Source organism: Bacillus sp. SIMBA_074, from assembly GCF_046534555.1.
In the GTDB taxonomy this organism is placed as follows: Bacteria; Bacillota; Bacilli; order Bacillales; family Bacillaceae_G; genus Bacillus_A; species Bacillus_A mycoides.
Window position 1 is genome coordinate 17,495 of the sequence record NZ_JAWRYM010000015.1, and the last position, 14,323, is coordinate 31,817.

Genomic DNA, 14,323 nt, shown 5'->3' on the forward strand with positions numbered 1-14,323 from the left:
TTTCTTCCACTATATATGATTCTACTTCTGCTCTTTCTATATTATATCGACTTTTCCTTCTAAACGAACAATAAACAATACTTATACAAAGTATTGTTTATTGTAAAAAAGCATATTAAATTCGCTTTATAGCTGAAAGTGTTTAAGATTTCAATTTAACTCTTTGTAATCTTAATGCATTTAATACGACTGATACAGAGCTAAATGCCATTGCTGCACCTGCAACCCAAGGTGCTAAGAAACCGAGCGCCGCAATTGGAATTCCTAGGCCGTTATAAGCTAACGCCCAGAATAGATTTTGCTTAATATTTCTAATCGTCATTTTACTCATAAAAATTGCATCAGCAATACTATTTAAATCACCACGGATTAACGTAATATCTGCCGCTTCCATCGCTACATCCGTTCCGGTTCCAATTGCCATACCGATATCCGCCGTAGCCAGTGCAGGAGCATCATTTATTCCATCTCCAACCATTGCTACTTTCTTACCTTGCGCTTGCAGTTTTTTCACTTCTTCTGCTTTTCCTTCTGGTAATACTTCTGCAATTACGTGATCAATACCAACTTGCTTAGCGATTGCCTGAGCAGTTTGTGTATTATCTCCTGTAATCATAACAACGTCTAGACCCATTTTCTTAAGTCTTGCGATAGCTGCTTTTGAAGTATCTTTTACAGTATCCGCAACAGCCACTATACCAGCATATTCTTTATTAATCGCAATAAGCATTGCTGTTTTTCCTTCTCGTTCTAGCGCTTCCATCGATTTAGAAACTTCTTCAATATCAATATCGAATTTCTTCATTAATCGACGTGTACCAATTAATAATTGTTTCCCTTCTACAACTGATTCGATGCCGAATCCCGGAATCGCTTCAAATGTTTCTGAACTTGGGATAACAATTTTCTTTTCTTTAATTCCTTCTACAATCGCTTCTGCAAGTGGGTGTTCAGAATTTTTTTCTGCCGCACCTACTAAACGTAGTATTTCTTCTTCATGGAATCCATCTGCTACAATTACATCTGTTAACACCGGCTTCCCATTTGTCACAGTACCTGTTTTATCTAGAATAACTGTATCTAATCGGTGGGTTGCTTCTAAATGCTCCCCGCCTTTAAATAAAATGCCATACTCAGCCGATCTTCCTGATCCAGCCATAATAGATGTAGGTGTCGCAAGACCTAATGCACACGGACAAGCGATAACAAGTACTGCTATCATTTTCTCAAGTGCTCCGCCAAAATCACCAGGTGTAACAAATAGCATCCACACTGCAAATGTGATAATAGCAATTACAACTACAACTGGTACGAAAATACCAGAAATTTGATCAGCTACCCTTTGAATAGGAGCTTTTGAACCTTGAGCCTCTTCTACTACTTTAATAATTTGAGCTAATGCAGTATCTCTTCCTACCTTAGTTGCTTTAACTTTTAAAAATCCATTTTTATTCATTGTAGAGCCAATTACTACATCCCCAATTGTTTTATCAACTGGAATACTCTCGCCTGTTAACATCGATTCATCTATCGCTGATTTTCCTTCTACAATTTCTCCATCTACTGGTATTTTTTCACCAGGCTTTACATAAACGATATCACCAGCTACCACTTCTTCGATTAAAATTTTCATCTCTGTTCCATCTCGCACAACTGTGGCAGTTTTCGCTTGTAGTCCCATCAACTTTTTAATAGCTTCTGATGAACGCCCTTTTGCTCTCGCCTCAAATAATTTACCTAAAATAATTAAAGTAATAAGTACCGCACTCGTTTCAAAATATAAATCTGTCATATGTTCTGAAGAACCAATCGACCTAATACTTAAATAAACACTATAGAAATAAGCTGCGGACGTTCCAAGTGCCACAAGAACATCCATGTTTGCACTTTTATTGCGTAGCGCTTTATAAGCACCAATATAAAACTGGCCTCCAATGATAAACTGAACCGGAGTTGCAAGAGCTAGCTGCACCCAAGGGTTCATAAGCACATCAGGTAAATAAATAAATGATGTAAATGAGAAATGACTTACCATTGCCCACAGTAACGGGAATGATAAAATAAACGAAATAATAAATTTCTTCTTTTGTCGTTCAATTTCTTGTAAACGATGATCAGTTGATCCATCTTGCTCATCTGATTTCACTTCCAATTTATATCCTAATTTCGTGATTGCACTCTTCATTTCATTTACATTAATTTCATCAGGATTAAAATCTACTGTAGCTGATTCCAAAGCGAAATTTACTGTCGCTCCGTTCACACCTTCTAACTTATTTAAACGCTTTTCTACTCTATTCGCACATGCTGCGCATGTCATCCCTGAAACAGTAAACTCAGCTTTATCACTTACAATTCCATATCCTAGCGACTCAACTTTTTCCTTAAATTGTTGTGGATTTGTTTTATGGGGATCATACATTATTTTTGTTTTTTCAAGTGCAAAATTTACATTTGCATCATGAACACCTTCTACTTTTTTCAGGCCTTTTTCAATTCTATTTGCACAGGCTGCACATGTCATGCCTGATATTTGGAGATTGGCCTCTTTTTTTTCATTCATGTCTCTCACCTCTATATACCCTTATAAGGTATAATTTTTAGCAAAATAAATCGTACTCCATATAAAGTACGATTTATTTCTATATTAAAAATTATTATTGAATTTCATAGCCTTGATCTTCAATTACAGCAACGATATCTTTTAACGTTACAACTGATGAGTCGATAGTAACTTCAACAGTTCCTTCTGCTAATTGAACTTTTACTTGTTCAACGCCGTTTAGTTCTTTCACATTACTTTCAATAGAATTTGCACAATGCCCACAAGACATACCCTCAACTTTTAATGTTAACTGTTCCATTTAAAATCCTCCTCTTGTTTATTCATTGTTTATTAATCACAACTACATCTTACCATACCCCCCTAAGGTAATCAATGGTTTTGTATCATGATTTTTATTTTTTTCTAAAATCTTTATTTTTTTGCTCCAATTATGAATTTATATATCTTCTCCTATATAAACAAAAGCCAAGCTAGTCAAATACTAGCTTGGCTTTTATGCTTTTGAAAAACGTTCAAATACTGTCATTAATTCTTCAATTGCTTCGTCACCATTACCATTTTTAATAGCTCCTGAAACACAATGACTCGTATGATTTTTTAAGACACCCATTCCTACTTTTTTCATCGCTGCATTAATCGCAGAAATTTGAACTAAAATATCCACGCAATAACGATCATTTTCAATCATATTTTGAATACCACGGACTTGGCCTTCAATTCTCTTTAATCTATTTATAATTTGTTCTTTTTCTTTTTCTGATCTATGTGTTACTGATTCATGGTCCTTATGATCCATATTATCACCTTCTTAAAGTTTCTCTTCATCCAATAAAACAATTGCTTTTATGAGTATACCAATTATATCATCAAATATCTATGTAAGATACCCCATATGAGTATATTTTCGCTTTATGATTATTCTTAACACATCATTAGCTTCTCAGTCTCAATTAATATGATACCCTTTCTTTTTTTCAAAAAAACAATAATAAGCAGGGATTGTCCATCCCCGCTTATTATTCATCCACAAATATAAAAGTCTCAATTTTCACACGTGTAAATTGAGACTTTTTTCTTCCTATATATAATTATTGCTGATCACATACTTTTGTATCATTCACTACTGAAGTTCCTTCAACGGTTACCGTATGAAAACAGTCATTTACACGAACTGTCACAACATTATCTTGCCGATCAATGATATGATAGTCATTAAAATTTTTATTCAGAGCACTGCGAATTTGTTCTCCTTCATAAATTGGAATACCATGTGATAAAACCCAAATAAGCCCAGCGATAGCAAGAATAGTTTTCATACGATCTACCTCCTTGAGAATATAGTGAACTTTTAATCCATGCTTTTTCAGCTCTATTAATCATGAATGGAATGAATCAAGCCTTTTTGGAAATAAGTTCATTTCGTCTATTTTATGTTTATGCTAATTGTGACCGAATTGTGACAACTTTTTGTCTATTTAGACGAAAAGTTGAAACAAAACTTTCAAAAAGGACAATTCTACTTATAAAAAAAGGTTATGGAATGTTTCATCCATAACCTTTTTTCAGCCCTATTCTACAACTCATCCACCGTACTTCATGTGATTTTTGTAGAGTTATTTTATTTTTATTCATCGACATCAAAACAAAATCTTGAAAAAACTTCCCACACGAGTTCATTTCTACTACTTACCCCAGTCTTTTCAAAAATGGATTTTAAATGATCTTGTACCGTGTATATAGATATACAAAGTTCATGGGCTAATTCCTTTGTCGACATACCTGTAAGAATTTTACGTATTACTTGCTTCTCACGTGTTGTAAAACTATACACTTCCGTAATAAGCGGAAAGATTTCTTCCGGTCTTGCTCTTTCGAATAGAACAACATAACCACCCTGAAAACTACTTGTACGTTCTAACTTACTGGCCCGAATGATTAAAAAATGTCCATAGGCTAAAGGTATACAAACTTTTTCTTCTCTATTCATACAACCTACATTATATTCGTTAGCCTTTACTTTCGAACAAACCGCACGTATTGGCCTTGGTATTTCTTTTATATTTAACTGTTCATACTTTCTAAGATTTGAGAGCCAATCGCTGCCATCTTGATTCCAATATAATAAATTAAAATCCTCACTTAATATAATCGTGCCTGTCCCTATTACCTTCTCTTCTGAAAAAGGTTTAGGAAATGCCTTTTTTAAAGCCTCTCCAGCAATCGGGACTATCGTTGCCAAATACTTACAATCATCTATATGAAAAGCGGGACTTGTACTCCCTCGAAATAAACTAAGATGCCCAAAACAGTTCCCCTTACTCATACAAACGCCCCTTAATTCATCTCCAAAACTTGCTGGTTTTAAAATATTTCGGTATCTAGAGCTTTTCTTTTGTTCACCATTTGTCACCATACTAAGAGAAGCAACATGAGGATAGTGTTCTGATAAATATTTAAATTTATTAAAATCATCTTCTAGAAATTCATTCATAAACAATTGTGGATGAATCTTTTCAACACTTTCATCCGTAAATGCCCCAGTAGATAAAAAAGAAATTGGGTCTATAGCTGTAAAACAAGCGGCGTCAAAATCAATGACTTTACGTATTAAGTGGAGAAATGACTCTTGAAATGTCCTTATAGAACTTATACGATTCGCTACCATTGTAATTTCTTTCGTTATTTTTTCATACATCCTCTTCCCCCCAGATTTACGGGATTGTTTCCCTTCATAATTTCATTCCATAATAAACCTATAATACACATACTTAGGAGGTTAAAAATGAATTGGAATGATACTACCGTAAATTCATATGAACAAAGAATTCCATGTAAAATCCCAGGCTACTACAACCTATATGAAATGATGAATTATTTCTTGTTTACTACACTCCCTAAAGAAAATATGAATCCAAATTTACTAGTTATAGGTGCTGGTGGTGGACAAGAAATTCTCTCAATAGGCAAACAAAATAGCAACTTATCTTTTACAGGTGTTGATCCATCTGAAAGCATGCTACAGCTAGCTAAAAAAAGAATTGAAAGCGAAGGCATACAAAATCAAATTCACTTTGTACATGGAACTGTCCATTCATTATTAACCAATCCATTATTTGACGCTGCTACTTGTATGCTTGTTCTTCATTTCATCCCAACTATTAAGGAGAAAAAAGAGCTTCTTAATGAAATTAGTAGTCGCTTAAAACCTGGTGCTCCATTCTTTCTCTCTACAATAAATGGTGTACCCCATACAAGTATGTTTTCTGCACAATTGAATGCTTGGCGCAACCACATGATGCAAAATCAAATTCCATTAGAAAATTGGAACCGATTTGAAAATTCTTTTGAAACAGAAATATTTCCTATTTCCGAAACAAATCTACTAACTATCATGAAGGAATGTGGCTTTATTCACATCACTCGCTTTTTCAGTAGCTTTTTAATTGATGGATACGTTGCCTTTAAACAATAATGAAAAAAGGTAAGCAATTGCTTACCTTTTCCCTCTTCTATAGGTGACTAATAAACCTTAACCCTTTACTTAAAGAAGTCGGCACAACTGACGCATGATTTTCCCCTTCAGCTTCATAAAACGTAAATCTAAACTGATCGTGTTTTACTTGGAGAAGGCGCTCTGACAATTCGTTTGCCCCTACAACCATATGCTCTCGTTCTAGTGCCCCAACTGTAAGGAACACTCCCGTTTCAAACTTGGCACTATTTAATTCACCTATAAGGTTCTCTTCTTTTTCAAGCACAGATTGGTTATTCCACCAAATAGATGGACTACTTATAAAATAATTTTGAAAGGCATTTACGTTTGTAAATAGTATATGTAAAGCAAATAAACCACCTAGCGAATGCCCAAATAACGTTTGTTTTCCTTTATCAATCTCAAAATCATTTTCGATTTGAGGCTTCAGTTCTTCTTCTATAAAAGTAAAGAAGTTATGTGCTCCTCCTGTTTTAGGCCACGGTTTGCCATCCGGTTTTAAAGGCGCATCTTTTGAAATTACGCTAGGCGTAAAATCATAACATCTTTCTTCACCTGAAAATGCCCCTTCAATACGATAACCAATACCTACTATAATGGCTGGTGAAACACCTGTTTTCTCTGCTCTAACTGATTGTATTTTAACCGCTTCATGGAATGTTTGAAAAAAGGCATTGCCATCTAATACGTATATAACAGGATATCCTGACTCTGGTGCTGGCTGCCTCGGCTTTGAAATATGAATTTGATATTCTTTACCTTCTAATTTTGAATACATTTTCCACTGTTCTGTATTAAATGTAATAACCTGCTGTTTTTCAATAGTAGTATTCATCTTATATCCCCCCTTCTTAACTCGTTACATATATTTCTACTTTCTCTTCTTGAGATACAACGCTATCGTAACCGAAACAAACAGGAGACCCATTATACGGATCAATCATGACACGTGCATCAATATGAAATACTTCTTTTAACACTTCATTTGTAATTATTTCTTCTGGGCTACCAGTTGTAACGATTTCCCCTTCCTTCATTGCAATAATTTCATCTGAAAACCTTGCTGCATGGTTAATATCATGTAATACCATAACGACCGTACAATTATGTTCTTTATTTAACTTCTCCACAATTTGTAATACATCTAATTGATGAGACATATCAAGATATGTAGTTGGCTCATCTAATAGCAACACTTCTGTCTCTTGTGCTAAAGCCATCGCTAGCCATACCTTCTGTCGTTGACCACCTGATAAATTTGCAATTTGTCTCGTTCGAAATTCAGAAGTTTTCGTTATTTCTAATGCCCAATCAATCATTTCTTTATCTTTTGAAGTTAACTTATTTACGTTATTTCGATGTGGATAGCGTCCATAAGAAATTAACTCTTCTACTTTAAGCTCTCCTGGTGCAATTGGAGTTTGCGGAAGTAAAGCTAACTGCTTCGCAATTTCTTTCGTTGGAATTGTATTTAAATCCTGTCCTTGCAAATATACTTTACCGCTCTTTTGCTTTAAAATTCTTCCCATTGTTTTTAACAATGTCGATTTCCCACACCCGTTTGGTCCTATAATTGTCGTTACTTTTCCTTCTTGTATTTCCACATTTAAATCGCGAAACACTGTAAGCTTTTCATAACTCGTTTCTAAATTTTTTGCACTTAAAATACTCACTTTTATTCCTCCTCTTACGCTTTCGCCTTATAAAGTAAATATAAGAAATACGGTACACCGACAATAGAAATAACGATCCCAACAGGTAACTCTACAGGGGTGAAAACTGTTTTTGCAATAAAGTCTGAAGCTATTACAAGGAACATTCCGATTACTCCACACGTAGGAATTATATATTTATGCTGAATACCGACGAGCCTTTTCGCTATATGCGGTGCCATTAATCCAATGAAACCAATACTTCCTGAAACAGCAACACATGCACTCACAAGTCCGATACTACTTAATAGTAAAATGGATTTCTCTCGTTCTACTGCAACACCTAAACTTGTAATACTCGTTTCTTCCAATTGAAATAAATCTAATAAATAAGCTTTCTTTTGTATAAGTGGAATTAAAATGATAAGCCACGGTAACATAGCAACAATATACTTCCAGTTTGCACTATATATGCTTCCAGACACCCAAACTGCAGCCATCTCGAAATCAGTTGACTTCATTTTGAGCGATAAATACATAGAAAACGCTCCAAATCCAGATCCAATTGCAATCCCTGTTAATAAAAGACGTTGCGAGTCTAACTTACCGTTTTTCCAAGAAAACAGATAAATTATTATAGCGGCTCCTAGCCCACCGACTAAACCAAACATCGGCATCATCATAATAGAAATCCAGTCTGTGCTCTTTAATTGCCCTTGAAAGAAGAACATGAAAATTACGATGGCTGTACCTGCTCCGGCATTCACTCCTAAAATACCTGGGTCCGCCAATCCATTTCTCGTAATCCCTTGAATTACAGCACCCGCAACACCGAGGCCTAATCCTACTAATCCAGCAATTATAATGCGCGGAAGGCGAAACTCAAAAATAACTAAATCATGGTCTGGTACTGGATCTATTCTAAAGAGTGTTTTAAATACATCTGTAATCGTAATATCAAACGTACCATTCGTTAAACTAATATAAATAGCACATAATATTAAAAATATACTAATCCCCATTATCATTCCAAAACGTTGACTTGAACTTTTAAGCATGTCTCTCTCCTCCTCTTGTACGGATTAAATAAAGGAAGAAAGGAATTCCAATTAAGGAAGTAACGACTCCAATTGGTGTTTCAAATGGATAGTTTACAAATCTACTTAAAATGTCACATAATGCTAAGAAAACTCCACCAATAACGCCTGCGCAAGGCAAAATCCACTTATAATCTACCCCAATTATAAAGCGCGTAATGTGTGGAATAATTAAACCTACAAAACCAACTTTCCCCACTAAAGCAACTGCTGTTCCTGTTAAAAAAATAACTGATAAAATTGCCATCGCTTTAACTAGTTTTGTACGCTGACCTAGATTAATAGAAACTTCTTCTCCTAAAGAAAGAATGGTAATAGATTTTGATATTAATAGTGCTAAAATTATACCAATTATCCCAAATGGTATCGTGATTTTAATGATATTAGGGTCCACTTGATCTAACTTTGCATTAAACCAAAAACTAACATTTTGAGAAATTTGGAAATATGAAGCCATCGCAGCCGATACACTACTTAAAAATGTTCCAATAACTGTCCCTATAATTGCTAATCTAACAGGGGATAAGCCATTTTGAAGGAGTGAGCCAAAACCAAACACTATACCGGCTCCTAGTGCAGAGCCAATCATTGAACATAAAACCATACCAATCGATGACATTCCCGGAAGAAAAATCATACAAAGTGTAATAACAAAGGCTGCACCATCCGTCACACCCATAATAGAAGGGGATGCAAGATAGTTTCTTGTCATCCCCTGCATAAGTGCTCCTGATATGGCTAGAAATGCTCCGACTAAAAGAGCTGCAACTACCCTTGGTAAACGTGAAGTAATAATAATATTATGATTTACATCGCTTGAATCAAAATGAAATAAAGCATTCCACACTGTTTCAGCATCAATGTTTTTCGCCCCATATAAAACAGAAAGTATAACTGTAAATAAAATCAATATGGGTGCTATACATAAAATGGTTACTGGTACCGCATTCGTTTTCTGCATATCATTCAACGCACCTTACTTATTGTATTATTTAGATAATTTTTTCACTGCTTCTTTTAAGAATGCTGTTTTACTCCAAGCTGTGCCACCTTGGGCCATTGGATCTACAACGTTTACAAATACTTTCTTTTCTTTCGCAGCATTCATACTTTGCCAAATTGGATTGCTTTCAATTTCTTCTAGCACTTTCGGGTTTTTATTTTCACTTGCCTCATATTGTAAGAAAACATAATCTGGGTTAAGTTCAGCAAGTTTTTCAAATGAAATTTTCTCTTGTGCTTTTACAGTTTTAAGTTGTTCTGGAGCAGTTAGTCCAAGATCTTTATAAATTACAGGATTGAAGTATACTCCTTCTGGATATAGGAATAATTCATTTGCTCTTAGTCTAATTACAAGTACTTTTTTGTCTTTTAACTTATCTCCTAATTTTGCTTTTGCTTTTTCAGCGTCCGCATTGTAATCTTTAATAATTTTTTCTGCTTTATCTTTTTTACCAGTTAATTCTCCCATTAACTTTAAGTTATCTTCCCAATCTGTTGAAACGTGTGATACCGGGAACGTCGGAGCTACTTTCGTAAACTTTTCAGCTGTTTCTGCTGGGAATTTCGTACTAGATGTAATAACATCCGGTTTTAATTGAAGTAATGTTTCAAAATTAGGTTGCATTTTTTCACCCACAGATTTTGCACCCTCTAATTCTTTTTCAAGATACTTTGGTAATTTACCACCTACAGTAATTGCACCGACTGGTTTAATTCCAAGTACTGCTGCATCTTCCATTGACTCTAAACTAGCTGTCGCAATTTTATCTACTTTTGCTGGTACTGTGTATTCTTTACCTAAATATGTAATTTTTCGTTTTTCATCTTTTTTTGTTTCCGTAGCTTTTGTCTGTTGCTTTTGTTCCCCTGAAGTTTTATCCGTACTATTACATGCTGCTAAACCTACACTTAAAACTGTAACCATCCCTAATGTAAATAACTTCTTGTTCATCTATATATATCTCCTCTCAAAACTTGTAAATAGATTATTTTTATATGAAAACTTAACTACATGAAACTTGTCCCAAACATATATTTCATTAGATTAATAATTTTATCCGGAACTCATTCTCATTCACTTCCCCTAAACTATAATTCTTTTACACTTCATCCATCGATAACCTTTTTCACTGATAATGATTATCGTTACTAAGTATATATTTAATATGCAATTATTTCAAGAATGATTTGAAAAATTTTAACAAACTGAATTAAAAAGAAGTATCCGCCTATTATTAGCGAGATACTTCTTTTTTTAGAAATTTATATGTAATTCAACTGGACAATGGTCTGATCCCATTATTTCACTGATAATTTTCGCCTCTGTTATTTTGTCTTTCATTCTTTCCGAGACAACAAAATAATCTAAACGCCATCCAATATTTTTTGCTCTCGCTCCCATACGATACGACCACCACGAATATGCTCCTTCCTGATCAGGATAAAGGTAGCGATACGTATCAACAAATCCTTCTTCTAAAGTACGTGTAAACTTCTCCCTCTCCTCATCAGAGAATCCAGGGTTTTTACGGTTACTTTTTGGATTTTTTAAATCTATTTCTTTATGTGCGACGTTTAAATCTCCGCAAAAAACAACTGATTTCTTTTCATTTAATCGTTTAATATAGGCCCTGAAATCATCTTCCCATTTCATTCTGTAATCTAAGCGTTCTAATCCACGTTTGGAGTTTGGTGTATATAACGTTATCATATAAAAATCTTCAAATTCTAAAGTAATGACTCGTCCTTCTTGATCATGTTCCTCAATTCCTAATCCGTATGTAACAGAAAGCGGTTCTTTTTTTGTAAAAATAGCCGTTCCTGAATATCCTTTTTTCACAGCATAATTCCAATATGTATAATATCCATCTAAATTTAAATCAATTTGTCCACTTTGTAATTTAATCTCTTGTAAACAAAATATATCTGCATTGGATTCTTCTAGATATTCTAAAAATCCACCTTTTGCAATAACTGCTCGCAAACCATTTACATTCCATGAAATCAACTTCATCTATGTTCCTCCTCTTGATGTGCATTTTCAATTTTCATGCTAACACAAAATAGATACCCTATCATAGTTTCATCTTTGTAATCTTGCTCTTACATTCGTAAATACGTACATACGTACTTTATTCAGGTTATACTAATGCCAGAGGTGATGTTCTGTGCATAATGAAGAGTTCACAGTAACAAATGAGTATTGGCAAGCAATTATTCATAATGACTCCACATATGATGACAAATTCTTTTACGCTGTAAAATCAACCGGTATTTTTTGCCGACCATCATGTAAATCGAGAATACCGAATAAAAACAATGTACGTATTTTTCTTAAGGCAGAGCAAGCATTACATGAAAATTTTCGTCCGTGTAAACGTTGTAAACCAAACGGGCTAACTTTACCTAATGAAGAATGGGTAGAGCAAATTAAAGAATATATCCAAAAACATTATTGTGACGTGCTAACCCTCGACTTACTCGCAGAAATATGCCATGGTAGCCCTTATCATCTACAACGCACTTTCAAGAAAATTGTAGGGATTAGTCCAATAGAATATATACAGCAATTCAGAATTAAAAAAGCGACAGAATACCTTTCACATACAAATCAATCCATTATGGAAATTAGTACTGATGTCGGGATAGAAAATCCGGAGTATTTCGCGACTTTATTTAAAAAGAAGACAGGATTTACCCCTACTGAATATCGAAAAAAGAACGGAATAAAAGAGGTATGAAATAATGAAACCATATGAAAATAAAACTATATATTGGACATTGCTTATTCATAAACATTGGCGTATGCATATTGCAGCTACTTCAAATGGATTATGCTTCATCGGATCGCAAAATGAAACTTTTGAAGAACTAAATACGTGGGCTAGCAAAAAACTGCCACAACATACATTCATCCAAAATCCAGATTATCTGCAAACATATACAAAAGAACTTATCGAGTATTTGGAAACCAAACTAGAAACCTTTACAATTCCTATCGATGTTTACGGAACTGCATTTCAATTAGCTGTTTGGAATACGGTACGTGAAATTCCTTATAGGGAGACACATTCTTATTCAGAGATTGCGGAAAGAATTCAAAAACCTAACGCTGTACGTGCAGTTGGGACTGCCGTTGGGGCAAATCCTCTGCTTATCACTATTCCTTGTCACCGCGTTATTGGGAAAAATGGTAAACTTACCGGTTTTAGAGGTGGTTTAGCAATGAAAAAAGAATTGCTCAAATTAGAAGCGCTTCGGGAGGAGTAAATATGACAGAGGATTGTAATGAAATATTGTCTTTAGTCGTTCCAAAAGAATTTAGTTTTCAAGAAAACTTACGCTATCTATCGCGTTCTAAAAATGAATGTATGTTTCATATTGAAAACAATAAAATCTATAAAGTCATTCCTGTTCAAAACATAAATCCATTAGTTGAAATTGGTTTGAATGCCGATAGTAATATTCAAATACGTTTTTTAGGAGAATCATATGTCTCTGAAAAATGGGCACACGATGCCGTATCTAACTATGTAAAAGAGTGGTTTGATTTAACTACTGATTTAGCTCCCTTCTATAAATTAGCTAAACACGACCCACTCCTTCAAAAACCCATTAAAGAATTTTACGGTCTTCGTACTTTGGGAATTCCGGATTTATTTGAAGCACTATGCTGGGGGATTCTAGGTCAACAAATCAACCTCACATATGCCTATACTCTAAAAAGAAGATTAGTCGAAAATTTTGGCGATTATGTAGATTGGAACGGTAGAAAACATTGGATATTCCCATCACCTGAAGTAATAGCAAATTTAGATGTAGAAGATCTCGCAACATTAAAAATGACTACAAGAAAGTGCGAATACTTAATTGACGTCGCGCAGCTCATTACAGAAGGTAAATTATCAAAAGAATCTCTATTACAAATACAAGATGTGAAGCAAGCTGAAAAACAATTAACTAGCATTCGCGGTATAGGGCCATGGACAGCTCACTATGTTTTGATGCGTTGTTTACGATTCCCTTCAGCTTTTCCAATTGATGATGTTGGTTTGCATAATGCAATTAAATTTATAACAGGTTCCGAAAAGAAACCGACTAAAAATGAAATAAAAGAATTTGCAGTAAATTGGATACATTGGGAGTCTTACGCAACTTTTTATTTGTGGCGAGTTCTATATTAAAAAAAAGCATTTTTAAGTGCTTTTTTTTAATATATTTTCAGGCGATATTTCATCATCGCTTTTTGTATAATAGTTTTCATCATGATATGGTAAAGATAAGTGTTCTAACTTCTCATCGTCTTCTACACACATGACTTTTAAAGTATATCCTTCGAAATCAACTGGAAAGAAAACTTCTTCACTTTGATTTTCGTTTATTGCCAAATCAATCATATCCCTTAATTGCTCTAACCCTTCTTTATTTCCAATAATAATAGCTTGATCATGCCACATTTGTTGTCCATATATATGACAGACCTTATAATCTTTGAAATTCATAAATGTTCTCC

General features: G+C 34.3%; 16 protein-coding genes. 4 read left to right on the forward strand and 12 right to left on the reverse strand.

The genetic code is table 11. The features are described 5' to 3' along the window. Nucleotides 1-142: 142 nt before the first annotated feature. From SB773_RS17140 to SB773_RS17160, 5 genes are all read right to left on the reverse strand, one after another. Nucleotides 143-2,563, reverse strand: a complete 2,421-nt coding sequence (locus SB773_RS17140) for a heavy metal translocating P-type ATPase (RefSeq protein WP_044439834.1) — start codon at nucleotides 2,561-2,563, stop codon at nucleotides 143-145. A 94-nt stretch (nucleotides 2,564-2,657) separates the two neighbouring features. Next, nucleotides 2,658-2,864, reverse strand: a complete 207-nt coding sequence (copZ, locus tag SB773_RS17145; RefSeq protein WP_410591065.1) for a copper chaperone CopZ — start codon at nucleotides 2,862-2,864, stop codon at nucleotides 2,658-2,660. A gap of 195 nt (nucleotides 2,865-3,059) precedes the next feature. Then, complete coding sequence (locus SB773_RS17150) at nucleotides 3,060-3,362, reverse strand: metal-sensing transcriptional repressor (protein ID WP_002014668.1); 303 nt, start codon at nucleotides 3,360-3,362, stop codon at nucleotides 3,060-3,062. Nucleotides 3,363-3,654: 292 nt separating this feature from the next. Further along, the gene (locus SB773_RS17155) at nucleotides 3,655-3,882 is read right to left on the reverse strand and encodes a hypothetical protein (protein WP_002190443.1); all 228 of its coding nucleotides are present in this window, start codon (nucleotides 3,880-3,882) and stop codon (nucleotides 3,655-3,657) included. A 308-nt stretch (nucleotides 3,883-4,190) separates the two neighbouring features. Next, on the reverse strand, nucleotides 4,191-5,261 hold the full coding sequence (locus SB773_RS17160; RefSeq protein ID WP_131246452.1) for a helix-turn-helix transcriptional regulator: 1,071 nt from the start codon (nucleotides 5,259-5,261) through the stop codon (nucleotides 4,191-4,193). An 87-nt stretch (nucleotides 5,262-5,348) separates the two neighbouring features. Between SB773_RS17160 and SB773_RS17165 the strand changes: the two genes are divergently transcribed. Further along, entirely contained in the window at nucleotides 5,349-6,038 is a 690-nt protein-coding gene (locus tag SB773_RS17165) for a class I SAM-dependent methyltransferase (RefSeq protein ID WP_131246451.1), read from the forward strand. A 37-nt stretch (nucleotides 6,039-6,075) separates the two neighbouring features. Here the strand turns inward: SB773_RS17165 and SB773_RS17170 are convergent, their stop codons facing one another. The 6 genes from SB773_RS17170 to SB773_RS17195 form a co-directional block, all read right to left on the reverse strand. Beyond that, nucleotides 6,076-6,894 carry an alpha/beta hydrolase gene (locus SB773_RS17170; RefSeq protein WP_044439843.1) on the reverse strand — a complete coding sequence of 273 codons (819 nt, stop codon included), beginning with the start codon at nucleotides 6,892-6,894 and terminating at the stop codon, nucleotides 6,076-6,078. 16 nt (nucleotides 6,895-6,910) lie between these two features. Further along, nucleotides 6,911-7,732, reverse strand: coding sequence for an ABC transporter ATP-binding protein (locus SB773_RS17175; RefSeq protein ID WP_002014663.1), 822 nt, complete (start codon nucleotides 7,730-7,732; stop codon nucleotides 6,911-6,913). A 14-nt stretch (nucleotides 7,733-7,746) separates the two neighbouring features. After that, on the reverse strand, nucleotides 7,747-8,769 hold the full coding sequence (locus SB773_RS17180; RefSeq protein ID WP_410591070.1) for a FecCD family ABC transporter permease: 1,023 nt from the start codon (nucleotides 8,767-8,769) through the stop codon (nucleotides 7,747-7,749). Beyond that, nucleotides 8,762-9,769: a FecCD family ABC transporter permease gene (locus tag SB773_RS17185; RefSeq protein WP_002014660.1), complete on the reverse strand. Its 1,008-nt coding sequence runs from the start codon at nucleotides 9,767-9,769 to the stop codon at nucleotides 8,762-8,764. Before SB773_RS17185 ends, SB773_RS17180 begins: the two co-directional genes overlap by 8 nt. Before the next feature lie 27 nt (nucleotides 9,770-9,796). Continuing rightward, the gene (locus SB773_RS17190) at nucleotides 9,797-10,762 is read right to left on the reverse strand and encodes an iron-hydroxamate ABC transporter substrate-binding protein (RefSeq protein ID WP_410591072.1); all 966 of its coding nucleotides are present in this window, start codon (nucleotides 10,760-10,762) and stop codon (nucleotides 9,797-9,799) included. A 303-nt stretch (nucleotides 10,763-11,065) separates the two neighbouring features. Further along, a complete protein-coding gene (locus SB773_RS17195) occupies nucleotides 11,066-11,824 on the reverse strand; it encodes an exodeoxyribonuclease III (RefSeq protein ID WP_410591074.1) in 759 nt (252 codons plus the stop codon). Between the two features lie 154 nt (nucleotides 11,825-11,978). Here SB773_RS17195 and SB773_RS17200 point away from each other — a divergent pair, with 154 nt between their 5' ends. Genes SB773_RS17200 through SB773_RS17210 form a run of 3 tightly spaced genes read left to right on the forward strand, consistent with a single transcriptional unit; the run spans nucleotide 11,979 to nucleotide 13,994 of the window. Then, nucleotides 11,979-12,551 carry a bifunctional transcriptional activator/DNA repair enzyme AdaA gene (locus SB773_RS17200; RefSeq protein WP_002014656.1) on the forward strand — a complete coding sequence of 191 codons (573 nt, stop codon included), beginning with the start codon at nucleotides 11,979-11,981 and terminating at the stop codon, nucleotides 12,549-12,551. Between the two features lie 4 nt (nucleotides 12,552-12,555). Continuing rightward, nucleotides 12,556-13,080, forward strand: a complete 525-nt coding sequence (locus SB773_RS17205; RefSeq protein ID WP_410591077.1) for a methylated-DNA--[protein]-cysteine S-methyltransferase — start codon at nucleotides 12,556-12,558, stop codon at nucleotides 13,078-13,080. A gap of 2 nt (nucleotides 13,081-13,082) precedes the next feature. After that, entirely contained in the window at nucleotides 13,083-13,994 is a 912-nt protein-coding gene (locus SB773_RS17210) for a DNA-3-methyladenine glycosylase 2 (RefSeq protein WP_410591079.1), read from the forward strand. 12 nt (nucleotides 13,995-14,006) lie between these two features. Here the strand turns inward: SB773_RS17210 and SB773_RS17215 are convergent, their stop codons facing one another. Further along, entirely contained in the window at nucleotides 14,007-14,312 is a 306-nt protein-coding gene (locus SB773_RS17215) for a hypothetical protein (RefSeq protein ID WP_016362105.1), read from the reverse strand. Nucleotides 14,313-14,323: the final 11 nt, after the last annotated feature.